The following is an 11,107-nucleotide window of genomic DNA, read 5'->3' on the forward strand; positions in this document are numbered from 1 at the left end:
CGGGGTGGTTCAGCCCTGCGCGGCGCGCTTGAGGGCGCTGCCCGGCGTGACCTTGACGCGGAAGCCGGCGGGGATCTCGAGCTTCTCGCCGGTCTGCGGGTTGATGCCCGTGCGGGCGGCGCGCTCGGCGCGGCCGACGCTCAGGAAGCCGGAGAGAGCCACGGTCTCACCCGCGGTCAGGTTCTCCACGACGACGTCCTGGAACGCCTTGATCGCCTTGTCGGCGTCGGCCTGGGACAGACCGGTCTTCGCGGCGACGGCCTGGACGACATCGTTGCGGTTGACGCTCACGTTACGTGTGCTCCTTGTCGATGGGGACAGGTGCCCCGGAGGGGGCGGCGCCCGTGCGGCGAGCCGTGCCACGGGCAGCGACGACCCTAACCCCGATCAGCGCGAATGCCCGACATCACGCGCCTCGTGCGCCGCGTGTCCACTCGCGCAGCCGCTCCACGGGGTAGGTCGTGACGACCCGGTCGGCCGGGATCCCGTGCGCCGCCGCCTTCGCGCACCCGACCGCCTGCCAGTCGAGCTGGCCGGGCGCGTGGGCGTCCGTGTCGATGGTGAACACGCAGCCCGCCTCGACGGCGATCGCGAGCAGCTCGTCCGGAGGGTCCAGGCGGTCGGGGCGGCAGTTGATCTCCACCGCGACCCCGTGCTCGGCGCACGCCTCGAACACGGCGTGCGGGTCGAACTCGCTCGGAGGACGCTGGCGGCCGGTGAGGCGCCGGCCCGTGCAGTGACCGAGCACGTCCGTGAGCGGGTTGCTCACCGCGGCGACCATCCGCCGGGTCATCTCGGCGCGCGGCATGCGCAGCTTCGAGTGCACCGAGGCGACGACGACGTCGAGCCGGTCCAGCAGCTCCGGGTCCTGGTCGAGCGCCCCGTCGTCGAGCACGTCGCACTCGATGCCGGTCAGGACGGTGAACGGCTCGATCGCGGCGTTGAGCGTCGCGATCTGCTCGACCTGCGCGCGCAGGCGCGGCGCCGACAGCCCGTTCGCGACGGTGAGGCGGGGCGAGTGGTCCGTGATCGCCAGGTACTCGTGCCCCACCTCGAAGGCCGCGAGGACCATCTCCTGGATCGACGTGGCGCCGTCGCTCGCCTCGGTGTGCGCGTGCAGGTCCCCCCGCAGCGCCTCGCGCAGGGCCGCCGCCGCCGGGTCGCCCGGCGACGCGGTGGCGTCGCGGTACGCCGCCTCGAGCTCCTCGAGGTACGGCACGTCCGCGCCGCGCAGCACCCGGTCCACGACCTCCGCCGTGCGCGCGCCCACGGCCGGCAGATCGGTGAGGGCGCCCGCCTTCGCGAGCGCGCGCACCCGGTCGGCGGGCGTGCGCTCGACCGTCCCGGCCGCCCCGCGGAACGCCTCGCTGCGGTACGGGCTCGCCTGCGTCCGCTCGAGGAGGAACGCGATCCGGCGCAGCACGGCCACGGCGCCGGCGACGTCGCTCACGTCCACCACCGCCGGGCCGGGGCTCCCGCGGTCACGACGCCTTGCGGCGAGTCTTGCGGGCCGGTGCCTCGTCGCCGGCGTCGGCCTTCTCGGCGGCGCCCGAGCGCGAGGACGCCTTCTTCGGCGCCTTCTCCCCCTTGGCCTTCTTGGCGGACTTCGTCTTCGAGGTCCCGCCGCCGCCGGAGCCCGCCTCCTCCGCCCCGTCCGGCGGAGCGTCGCCGGACGAGCCCCCGGAACGGCCGCGCGCCTTCTCGACGCTGCGCTGCAGGGCCGCCAGCAGGTCGACGACGTCGCCCGCACCCTCCTCCGCCTCGCCCTCCGCCGAGGGCACCGGCTGGGTGCGTCCGGTCGAGATCTTGTCCTCGATCAGCTGCTCGAGGGCCGCGGCGTACCGGTCCTCGTACTGCGACGGGTCGAAGTCGGCCGCCAGGGACTCCACGAGCGAGGACGCCATCTTCTGCTCGGCCGGCCGCACCGTGACGTCCTCGTCGAGCACCGGGAAGTCGGCCGCCCGGATCTCGTCCGGCCACAGCAGCGTCTGCATGCAGATCACGCGGTCCCGCACGCGCAGCACGGCCATGCTCTCCCGCTGGCGCAGCGCGACCTTGACGACCGCCATCCGGTCGGACTCCTCCAGAGCGCCGCGCAGGAGCGCGTACGGCTTGGCGGCGGTCTTGTCCGGCTCCAGGTAGTACGTCCGCCCGAGCAGGATCGGGTCGACCTGCTCGGCCGGGACGAACTCGAGCACCTCGATCTCGCGCTCGGTCGACAGCGGCAGGTTGCGCAGGTCCTCGTCCGTCAGCACGACGAGCTCGCCGTCGTCGGTCTCGTACCCCTTGGCGATGTCCGCCATCTCGACCGGCTCGCCGTCCACGCTGCACACCTTGCGGTAGCGGATCCGCCCGCCGTCCTCGCGGTGCACCTGGTGCAGCGTGACCTCGTGCTCGCCCGTGGCCGAGTACAGCCGGACCGGCACGTTCACCAGCCCGAACGCCACGGCGCCCTTCCAGATCGCTCGCATCTCGCCTTCCGTCCCCGTCGCGCGGGCCCGGGGCGGCCCGCTACGGCGCGACGCCTGACCCGTGCGGCGCCGCACCACGCGGCGGCCTCGACGGGCGGCACCAGGCCCTGCGGGCAGGATGGACCCGTGGAGCCCATGCTCGCCACCCCAGCCGACCCTCCGGGCACCCTGCCCGGCGGCCCTGCCTGGGCGTTCGAGGTGAAGTGGGACGGCGTGCGGGCGCTCGCGGACACCCGCGACGGGGTCCGGCTGCTCAGCCGCCGGGGCGCCGACGTGACACCCGCCTACCCCGAGCTGGAGTCGCTCGCGGGGCTGCCCGGCCTGCTGCTGGACGGCGAGGTCGTCGCGATGGCGGGAGGCGTGCCGTCGTTCTCGGCGCTGGCGGACCGCATGCACGTGCGCGACCCACGGCGCGCGCGGGCGCTCGCCGCCGCCAAGCCCGTGACCTACCTCGTGTTCGACGTGCTGGCCCGGGGCGGCGAGGACCTCACCGCCCGCCCGTACGACGAGCGCCGGGCGATCCTCGACGCGCTGGCCGCGCACGGCCTGCCCGAGCAGGTGCAGCTCTCCCCCGTCTACGACGACGGCGAGCAGCTGTGGGCCGTCACCCGGCAGCACGGCCTCGAGGGCGTCGTCGCGAAGCGCCGCTCCTCGACGTACCAGCCGGGCCGGCGCTCGCGCGACTGGGTGAAGGCGCCGCACCGGCGCACGCGCGCGGCGCTGGTCGGGGGCTGGCGGCCCGAGACGACGGGCTCCGGGCGCCTCGGCTCGATCCTCGTCGGCGCCCCGGACCGGGACGGGACGCTGCGGTACCTGGGCCGCGCCGGCAGCGGGCTCACGGGCCAGCGCGCCCAGGAGCTGCGGCAGGTGCTCGAGGCCGCCGGCCGCCCCGACGCGCCGTTCGCCGACGTGCCGCGCGAGGACGCGCGCGGCACCCTGTGGTGCGAGCCGCAGGTCGTCATCGACCTGCTGTACCTCACCCGCACCCCGGACGGCCGGCTGCGCCAGCCCGTCGTGCGGGGCGTGCGCACGGACACGGACCCCGACCCCTGGGAGCAGGCGTGAGCCCCGAGCGGCAGATGGTCGACGTCGGCGGGCGCCAGGTGCGCGTCTCGCACCTGGAGAAGGTCATGTTCCCGGGCACCGGGACGACCAAGGCCGAGGTGATGCAGTACCTGGTCGAGGTCGCGCCCGCGCTCCTGGCCCAGCTGCACGAGCGCCCGGTCACGCGGATCCGCTGGCCCGACGGCGGCGGCGGCGAGCGGTTCTTCGAGAAGAACGTGCCGAAGGGCGCCCCGTCCTGGCTGCGCCACCAGAAGGTGCCCGCGGCGCCCGCGTCCGACGACGACGGCACCATCCTCGACCTGCCGTTCATCGACGACCTGGCCGGGCTCGTCTGGGCCGCCAACCAGGGGGCCCTGGAGCTGCACACGCCGCAGTGGACGGTCGGTCCGCGCGGCGGCGTGCGCGAGCCCGACCGGCTCGTCGTGGACCTCGACCCGGGGGCGCCGGCCGGGCTGGCCGAGTGCGTGCGGGTCGCGCACTGGGTCGCGGACCGGCTGCGCGACGACGGCCTGGAGACCGTCCCGGTCACCTCGGGGAGCAAGGGCATGCAGCTCTACGCCCCGCTGCCCGGCGGGCGCAGCGCGATGCAGGTGCGCGAGTACGCGAAGACGCTCGCGACGGAGGTGGCACGGGCGCACCCCGAGCTCGTCGTGGCGGTCATGCGCAAGGACCTGCGCGAGGGCAAGGTGCTCATCGACTGGTCGCAGAACCACCCCTCGAAGACGACCATCACGCCGTACTCGCTGCGCGGCAAGGACGCGCCGTACGTCGCGGCGCCGCGGTGGTGGGACGAGATCGGGCCGGACCTGCGCCAGCTGACCGCCGACGAGGTGGTCCAGCGGCTGCGCTCCGACGGCGACCCGTTCGCGGACGGCTGACGGCTCCGATGGCGGGCCCGTGCGCCGTGCGGCAGCGTGGTGCCGTCGGGAACCACCCGGACGAGCACCGGACCCATCACGCGGAGGAGTCACCCATGGCGCGCAGCGACCTGCCGAAGTACACCGTCCCGTCCCTCACCCCGGAGGACGGCGCCAAGGTGGCGGCGATCCTGCAGCAGCGGCTCGTGGCGCTGAACGACCTGCAGCTGACGCTCAAGCACATCCACTGGAACGTCGTGGGTCCGCACTTCATCGCGGTCCACGAGATGATCGACCCGCAGGTCGACGCCGTGCGCCTCATGGTGGACGCGATCGCGGAGCGCATCGCGACGCTCGGCGTCGCGCCCGTCGGGACGCCCGGCGCGCTCGTCGCGGCCCGCACCTGGGACGACTACTCGATCGGCCGGGCCAGCACCATCGAGCACCTCGGCGCGCTCGACCAGGTCTACGTCGGCGTCATCACCGAGCACCGCAAGGCCGCCGAGGAGACCGAGGAACTCGATACGGTGACCAACGACCTGCTGGTCGGCCACCTGCACGAGCTCGAGCTCTTCCACTGGTTCGTGCGGGCCCACCTGGAGTCGTCCGGCGGCGCGCTGAGCACCGCGGACGCGACGAGCGAGAAGGAGGCGGCAGCATCGGCCGAGGACGAGGCGAAGGCCGAGGCCTGATCCGCACCCGACGCACGCCCGAGAGGTCGTCCACCGACCGCTCGGGCGTGCTGCGTGCCGGGCGGCCGGAGCAGGTGCGCGCCCAGACGCTCGACCCCCGCCTGCACCTGGCGGCCCGGCTCGAGGACGCGTTCGACCGCCGGGTGGCGGTCACGCTGCGCGCGCGCGGCTGGACGGTCCGCATCGAGCCCTACGCGGGGTACGGCGGCGCCGGGTGGGTGCGCGTGCTGGCCCGCACGCTGCTGGCGGCGCCGCAGGTGCGCGACAGCGACCTGCCCGGCGCGGGCGGCAGCGCGCAGGCGGGCACCGGCGAGCCGCCCGCGGTGCGGGGGTGGCGCAGCTTCGCCACCGCGCAGGTCGCGGGCGCGGAGCTCGAGGTCCGGGTGGGCGACCAGGTGCACCATGTGGTCACGGACCGGGGCGGCTACCTCGACACCGTGCTGCCCAGCGACCTGGAGCCCGGCTGGCACGACGTGACGATCACCGCGCAGGAGGGCGCCTCCGCGGTCGCGCCCGTGCACGTCGTCTCCCCCGACACGCGCTACGGCCTCGTGAGCGACATCGACGACACCGTCATGGTCACGCGTCTGCCCCGCCTGTTCATCGCCGCCTGGAACGTGTTCGTGCGGCACGAGAACGCGCGCGAGCCGGTGCCCGGGATGGCCGAGCTGTACGACGAGCTCCTCGGCGGCGACCCCGGGCTGCCCGTCGTCTACCTGTCGACGGGCGCCTGGAACGCCGCCCCGGCGATCGGCCGCTTCCTGCACCGGCACGGCTACCCCGCAGGCCCCCTGCTGCTCACCGACTGGGGCCCGACGAACACGGGCTGGTTCCGCAGCGGCCGCCAGCACAAGATCGCGCAGCTGCGCCGGCTCGTGCAGGAGCTGCCGCACGTGCAGTGGGTGCTCGTCGGCGACGACGGCCAGCACGACCCCGACATCTACGCCGAGGTCGCCCAGCACCACCCGGACCACGTGCGGGCGATCCTGGTGCGGCAGCTGACCTTCGGCGAGCACGTGCTGGCCCACGGGGTGCCCGCCCCGACGCCGCAGCAGGTGCGCGCCGAGCGCGGCGCGGTGCGCGACGGCATCCCGGTCATCCAGGGGCCCGACGGGCGGGCCCTGCTGCGCGGCGTGCGGGCGCGCGCGGTCCGCCTGGGCTGACCCCGCGGGCGGCGCGACCGCCGGCGCGTCAGAGGCGCTGGGGGTCGTCCCAGTCCTCGAGGCTCGCGATCGCCTCGTCGTCCGGGACGAGCTCGACGGCGGTGAGCGAGCGGGGCGCGCGGGAGGGGTCGCCGCCCGAGCGGGTGTCGGCCGCGGCGAGCTCCGCCTCGACCGGTGCCCGGTCGGCCAGGCGCTCGGCGGCGGGGTCGGACGTGAGGTTGCGGTCGCGGCTCATGCCTTCGTTCTACCCGCCGCGGGGCTCCGGCGCACCCGGCCACGCGGCGCCGTTCCCGGGTGTTCCCACGCCTGTGACACGGCGTTCACGGACGAGACGAAGATCACAGGTCCCTCGTGATCGAGTATCTCGATGTCAACTTACGATCGAGGCGTGGCGAACGAGCGCAACGCCGGCTCGACCGGCAAGGGACCTTCGGCCCAGGACGCCCCGCGGACGGACGTCGTCGACGTCGTCCTCGTCGGCGGCGGGATCATGAGCGCGACGCTCGCCGCGCTCATCACGACGCTGGAGCCGACGTGGACCGTCGAGATCCACGAGCGGCGCGACGGCCTCGCCCTCGAGAGCTCCGACGCCTGGAACAACGCCGGCACGGGCCACGCGGCCCTGTGCGAGCTCAACTACACGCCGGAGCGCCCCGACGGCACGGTCGACATCACGAAGGCCGTGCGGATCAACGAGCAGTTCGAGCTCTCGCGCGAGCTGTGGCACCACCTCGCGACCCACGACCGGCTGCCGGGCGGCACCCGGTTCCTCACGACCACGCCGCACATGACGTTCGTCCGCGGCGCAGCGGACGTCGACTACCTGCGCCGGCGCTGGGAGGCGCTGCGCGCGCACCCCCTGTTCTCCGACCTCGAGTTCACGACGGACCCTGAGGTCATCGCCGGCTGGGCGCCCACGCTCGTCGAGGGCCGCGACCCGGCCGAGCCCGTCGCGGCGACGCGCTCCACCGCGGGCACCGACGTCGACTTCGGCGCGCTCACCCGCTCGATGATCGGCGACGCGGTCGCCCGCGGCGCCCGTCTGCACCTGCAGAGCGAGGTCACCCGCCTGCGCCGCACCCGCGAGGGCTGGCGCCTCTCCGTCCGCGACCGTCGCTGGAACGGCCACCGCCGGGCCCGTACCGTCCGCGCCCGCTTCGTCTTCATCGGCGCCGGTGGCGGTGCCCTGCCGCTGCTGCAGCGCTCCGGCATCCCGGAGGCCAAGGGCTACGGCGGCTTCCCGATCAGCGGCCAGTTCCTACGGACGACGAACCCCGAGCTGGTCGCGCGCCACCACGCGAAGGTGTACGGCAAGGCGGCCGTCGGCGCGCCGCCGATGTCGGTGCCGCACCTCGACTCGCGCGCCGTCGACGGCGGCAACGCCATCCTGTTCGGCCCGTACGCCGGCTGGTCGATGAAGTTCCTCAAGCAGGGCTCGTGGACCGACCTGCTGCGCTCCGTGCGCCCGGGCAACCTCGTCCCGATGCTCGCGGTGGGGCTGCGCAACCTCGACCTGGTCAAGTACCTCGTCAGCGAGGTGAGCGCCGGCCGCGACGCCCGGATGCGGACGCTGCGGGCGTTCATGCCGACCGCGCGCGACCGCGACTGGGAGCTCATCACCGCCGGCCAGCGCGTGCAGGTCATCAAGAAGGACCGCGCGAAGGGCGGCGTGCTGGAGTTCGGCACCGAGCTCGTCACGTCGGCGGACGGCACGATCGCCGGGCTGCTCGGCGCCTCGCCGGGCGCCTCGACGGCCGTCGCCACGATGCTCGACCTGCTCGAGCGCTGCTTCCCGGAGCGGGCCGAGCGCTGGCAGCCGCACCTGCGCGAGATGATGCCGAGCCTCGGCGGCGCGACGTGGGACGAGTCGTTCGAGCTCGACCAGCTGGTCGGGGACGGCGTCCGCCAGGAGGGCTGACCCTCAGGCGTGCTCGTGCGGCACGGCGAGCCCGTCGTCGCCGTGGGCGTGCGCGATCCCCTGCTCGTGCAGGCGCTCGTGCTCCTCGCGTGCCGCCATCCGGGCGCGGATGCGCTCCTGCACCTCGGCGCGGCGCAGCGGCGGCACGGTCGCGGGCGGCGTGCGGCGCTCGGGCAGCTCGTCCAGGACGCGCGCGGTGATCGCGGCGACCTCGGCCACGGCGCGCTCGAACGCCTCCCGCGTCTGGTCGCTGAGCTGCTGCACGCCGGTCACCTTCCGGACGTACTGGCGTGCGGCGGCCTCGATCTCCTCGGACGTCGCGGCTGGCTCGAGCCCTCGCAGGGTCGTGATGTTCCGGCACATGCGGCCGACGCTACGGGCCGGCGGGCGCGGCGGCTACGCCTGCTCCTGCTCCAGCCGCAGGAGCAGGTGCTTGGCCGCGTCGCCGCCGGCGTACCGGCCGGCGGTCCCGTCCGACCGGACCACCCGGTGGCACGGCAGGACGAGCGGCAGCGGGTTGCGCGCGCACGCGGTGCCCACCGCACGCACGGCGGCGGGCCGGCCGGCGAGCGACGCCACCCAGGCGTAGGTCGCCGTGGTGCCGTACGGGACGAGGCTCAGGTGCTCGACGACCTCGCGCCGGAACCCCCGGGCGAGGCGCAGGTCCAGCGCCACGTCGAACGCGCGCCGGCGGCCGGTGAAGTACTCCTCGAGCTCGCGGGCGACGACGTCGAGCCGATGCGGCGCCTCGAGCACCCGGGGGCTCACGGCGGCCGCGAGCTCCTCCAGCGCGGCGTCGTGGCCCTGGACCTCGAACGCGACGCGCACGACGCCCGCGGGGGTGGCCGCGACGAGCAGGGTTCCGACAGGGCTGTCGAGCGTCCGGTACGCGACGTCGAGCAGGTCCTCGGCAGCGGCGGCGTCCGCCAGCCGTCCGCGCAGCCGCACGAGCGTCTCGTCGGGCACGCGCGCGCCCGCGAGCAGGTCCTGGTCCGTCATGGTCGTCCTCCCGTCGGGGCGGTGGGTCTCGGGGCGTCGGCGCCGAGCGCGACCCGCAGCGCGGCGACGCCGTCGGACGCCGCGCGACGGGCGGCCGCGGACGAGCCGCCGAGCAGGGCGGCGACCTCGTCGTAGGGCAGGCCGCCGAGGTGGTGCAGCGCGACCGCGTGGCGCTGCTTGTGCGGCAGCGCGGCGACCGCCTGCCAGAGGTCCAGGTCGCGCGGCTCGTCGTGCACCGCCCGGTCCGGCGGCTCGGCGACCGGCGTCGCGCGGGCGTTGCGCCGCACGACGTCGACGGCCTTGCGGTGCGCCACCGTGACGAGCCACGCCCGCACGTCGGTGCGGTCCGGCAGGTCCGGCCACGCGCGCAGCGCGGCGAGGAAGGTCTCCGACCACGCGTCCTCGGCCTCGTCCGCGCCCAGGACCGCCCGGCACACGCGCAGGACGGTCGGCCCGTGCGCCTGCACGGCCCGCTCGAACGGCTCTCTCACGCCCACAGTGTGCCGACGCGCGGGGCGGCACGGATGTGAGGTCCGTCCCGGCGCGGCGTCCCACCGGCGTCCCACCGGCGCTACGCCGCTGCCGCGTCGGGCAGAGTGGGCCCATGACGAACCTCGACGCCCGCCCGCAGGAGCAGGTGTGCGACGCACGCGCCGCGCGCGGTCCCGTCGCCGAGCTGCACGAGGCGCGCGAGGTGCCGCTCGGCGGCGTGCGCGCGATGCAGGTGCGGCGCACGCTGCCGCAGCGCACGCTCCCGCTGGTCGGGGCGTGGTGCTTCCTGGACGAGTTCGGGCCGCAGGACGTCGAGATGCGGGTCCTGCCCCACCCGCACACCGGCCTGCAGACCGTCACCTGGCCGCTGTCGGGGCTGATCCGGCACCGGGACAGCGTGGGGTCCGACGTCGTGGTGCGGCCGGGCCAGCTCGACCTCATGACCGCCGGGCACGGCGTCGCGCACTCGGAGTTCTCCCTGGACGGCACGGGCGAGCCGCTGCACGCGGTCCAGCTCTGGGTGGCCCTGCCCGCGGGTGCGGACGAGGGACCGGCGTCGTTCGAGCAGGTGACCGACCCGCCCGTGTGGTCGGCGCCCGGCGTGCGCGCCACCGTCTTCGTCGGCGCCGTCGGCGAGGCGCGCTCCCCCGCGGTGGTGCACACGCCCCTGGTCGGTGCGGACGTCGCGCTGGAGCCCGGCACCGCCGTGCTGCCGCTGGACCCCGCGTTCGAGCACGCGGTGCTCGTCCTCCGCGGCCGGGCGACCGTCGCGGGCACGGAGCTGGACCCCGGGCCGCTCCTCGACCTCGGCGACTCGCGCACGGAGGTCGAGCTGCGCGCCGACTCCCCCGCGCGCCTGCTGCTCATCGGGGGCACGCCGCTGGACCAGGACGTCGTCATGTGGTGGAACTTCGTCGGCCCGGACCACGCGAGCGTCGCCCGGGCGCGAGCCGACTGGGAGGACCCCGTCCGCCGCGCCGAGCGGTTCGGCGTCGTCGACGGCCACGACGGGGCGCGCATCCCGGCGCCCGAGCTGCCGAACGTGCGGCTGCGTCCGCGCCGCCGCGGCTGACGCCGCTCAGACGTCGGCGGAGGCGAGCGCGTCGCTCGCGCCCTCCACCCGGATCTCGACCCGCGCGATGTCGCCGGCCGGCAGCGCGGACGACGCGCCCAGCCCGCGGGCACGACCATCGTGGCCGCGCCACGTCGCGACGACGCTCGCGCCGCCGTCCTCGTCCACGACGACCAGCTCGTACACGGGCCCGTCCGAGGCCCCGTCCGCCGGCGGGACGTACGCGCCGCCGGGCGCGCCGCCCGGGTACTCGCACGACCAGTCCAGCCGGGTGCCCCATGCCAGGGCCCGCATCGTGAGGTCCGCGTGCACGTCCGTCGCGCCCACCGGCTCGAGCCGGACGTGGACCACCTCGGCCGGCGCCGGCGGCGCCGTGCG

General features: G+C 75.6%; 13 protein-coding genes and 1 pseudogene. 6 read left to right on the plus strand and 8 right to left on the minus strand.

Features of this window, described 5'->3' with window-relative positions:
• Positions 1-9: 9 nt before the first annotated feature.
• The 3 genes from HGCM_RS12530 to ku all read right to left on the minus strand — a co-directional run bounded on the left by HGCM_RS12530 (position 10) and on the right by ku (position 2,471).
• The gene (locus tag HGCM_RS12530) at positions 10-291 is read right to left on the minus strand and encodes an HU family DNA-binding protein (RefSeq protein WP_019137180.1); all 282 of its coding nucleotides are present in this window, start codon (positions 289-291) and stop codon (positions 10-12) included.
• 115 nt (positions 292-406) lie between these two features.
• Positions 407-1,459: a PHP domain-containing protein gene (locus tag HGCM_RS12535; protein WP_019137181.1), complete on the minus strand. Its 1,053-nt coding sequence runs from the start codon at positions 1,457-1,459 to the stop codon at positions 407-409.
• A gap of 22 nt (positions 1,460-1,481) precedes the next feature.
• Positions 1,482-2,471 carry a non-homologous end joining protein Ku gene (gene ku / locus HGCM_RS12540; protein ID WP_019137182.1) on the minus strand — a complete coding sequence of 330 codons (990 nt, stop codon included), beginning with the start codon at positions 2,469-2,471 and terminating at the stop codon, positions 1,482-1,484.
• A 135-nt stretch (positions 2,472-2,606) separates the two neighbouring features.
• Here ku and ligD (HGCM_RS12545) point away from each other — a divergent pair, with 135 nt between their 5' ends.
• The 4 genes from ligD (HGCM_RS12545) (at position 2,607) to HGCM_RS12560 (ending at position 6,248) form a co-directional block, all read left to right on the plus strand.
• Entirely contained in the window at positions 2,607-3,536 is a 930-nt protein-coding gene (ligD, locus tag HGCM_RS12545; protein WP_040399835.1) for a non-homologous end-joining DNA ligase, read from the plus strand.
• Positions 3,533-4,414 carry a non-homologous end-joining DNA ligase gene (gene ligD / locus HGCM_RS12550; protein WP_019137184.1) on the plus strand — a complete coding sequence of 294 codons (882 nt, stop codon included), beginning with the start codon at positions 3,533-3,535 and terminating at the stop codon, positions 4,412-4,414. Before ligD (HGCM_RS12545) ends, ligD (HGCM_RS12550) begins: the two co-directional genes overlap by 4 nt.
• A 95-nt stretch (positions 4,415-4,509) precedes the next feature.
• Positions 4,510-5,085, plus strand: a complete 576-nt coding sequence (locus HGCM_RS12555) for a Dps family protein (RefSeq protein WP_019137185.1) — start codon at positions 4,510-4,512, stop codon at positions 5,083-5,085.
• A 47-nt stretch (positions 5,086-5,132) separates the two neighbouring features.
• Positions 5,133-6,248, plus strand: coding sequence for an App1 family protein phosphatidate phosphatase (locus HGCM_RS12560; protein WP_019137186.1), 1,116 nt, complete (start codon positions 5,133-5,135; stop codon positions 6,246-6,248).
• A 28-nt stretch (positions 6,249-6,276) separates the two neighbouring features.
• Here HGCM_RS12560 and HGCM_RS12565 read toward each other — a convergent pair whose 3' ends face one another.
• Positions 6,277-6,483: a hypothetical protein gene (locus tag HGCM_RS12565; RefSeq protein ID WP_019137187.1), complete on the minus strand. Its 207-nt coding sequence runs from the start codon at positions 6,481-6,483 to the stop codon at positions 6,277-6,279.
• Positions 6,484-6,636: 153 nt separating this feature from the next.
• Here HGCM_RS12565 and mqo point away from each other — a divergent pair, with 153 nt between their 5' ends.
• Positions 6,637-8,166, plus strand: a complete 1,530-nt coding sequence (gene mqo, locus HGCM_RS12570) for a malate dehydrogenase (quinone) (RefSeq protein ID WP_019137188.1) — start codon at positions 6,637-6,639, stop codon at positions 8,164-8,166.
• 3 nt (positions 8,167-8,169) lie between these two features.
• Here the strand turns inward: mqo and HGCM_RS12575 are convergent, their stop codons facing one another.
• Genes HGCM_RS12575 through HGCM_RS12585 form a run of 3 tightly spaced genes read right to left on the minus strand, consistent with a single transcriptional unit; the run spans position 8,170 to position 9,656 of the window.
• The gene (locus tag HGCM_RS12575; protein ID WP_019137189.1) at positions 8,170-8,529 is read right to left on the minus strand and encodes a DUF2277 domain-containing protein; all 360 of its coding nucleotides are present in this window, start codon (positions 8,527-8,529) and stop codon (positions 8,170-8,172) included.
• Positions 8,530-8,562: 33 nt separating this feature from the next.
• The gene (locus tag HGCM_RS12580) at positions 8,563-9,165 is read right to left on the minus strand and encodes a methylated-DNA--[protein]-cysteine S-methyltransferase (protein WP_019137190.1); all 603 of its coding nucleotides are present in this window, start codon (positions 9,163-9,165) and stop codon (positions 8,563-8,565) included.
• The gene (locus HGCM_RS12585; protein WP_019137191.1) at positions 9,162-9,656 is read right to left on the minus strand and encodes an RNA polymerase sigma factor; all 495 of its coding nucleotides are present in this window, start codon (positions 9,654-9,656) and stop codon (positions 9,162-9,164) included. The genes HGCM_RS12580 and HGCM_RS12585 overlap by 4 nt, the downstream gene beginning before the upstream one ends.
• 113 nt (positions 9,657-9,769) lie before the next feature.
• Between HGCM_RS12585 and HGCM_RS12590 the strand changes: the two genes are divergently transcribed.
• Positions 9,770-10,729, plus strand: a complete 960-nt coding sequence (locus tag HGCM_RS12590; protein ID WP_019137192.1) for a pirin family protein — start codon at positions 9,770-9,772, stop codon at positions 10,727-10,729.
• Between the two features lie 6 nt (positions 10,730-10,735).
• Here HGCM_RS12590 and HGCM_RS19990 read toward each other — a convergent pair.
• Positions 10,736-11,107: pseudogene (locus HGCM_RS19990) on the minus strand (hypothetical protein); the annotation flags it as partial.

This window comes from Cellulomonas massiliensis JC225 (assembly GCF_000312005.1).
Taxonomy (GTDB): domain Bacteria; phylum Actinomycetota; class Actinomycetes; order Actinomycetales; family Cellulomonadaceae; genus Cellulomonas; species Cellulomonas massiliensis.

Bases quoted from the DNA above. Each gene is read 5' to 3' on its own strand.
- HGCM_RS12565 (WP_019137187.1), bottom strand. From the start codon at position 6,483: ATGAGCCGCGACCGCAACCTCACGTCCGACCCCGCCGCCGAGCGCCTG.
- HGCM_RS12580 (WP_019137190.1), bottom strand. From the start codon at position 9,165: ATGACGGACCAGGACCTGCTCGCGGGCGCGCGCGTGCCCGACGAGACG.
- ku (WP_019137182.1), bottom strand. From the start codon at position 2,471: ATGCGAGCGATCTGGAAGGGCGCCGTGGCGTTCGGGCTGGTGAACGTG.
- HGCM_RS12590 (WP_019137192.1), top strand. From the start codon at position 9,770: ATGACGAACCTCGACGCCCGCCCGCAGGAGCAGGTGTGCGACGCACGC.
- ligD (WP_040399835.1), top strand. From the start codon at position 2,607: ATGCTCGCCACCCCAGCCGACCCTCCGGGCACCCTGCCCGGCGGCCCT.
- HGCM_RS12555 (WP_019137185.1), top strand. From the start codon at position 4,510: ATGGCGCGCAGCGACCTGCCGAAGTACACCGTCCCGTCCCTCACCCCG.
- HGCM_RS12575 (WP_019137189.1), bottom strand. From the start codon at position 8,529: ATGTGCCGGAACATCACGACCCTGCGAGGGCTCGAGCCAGCCGCGACG.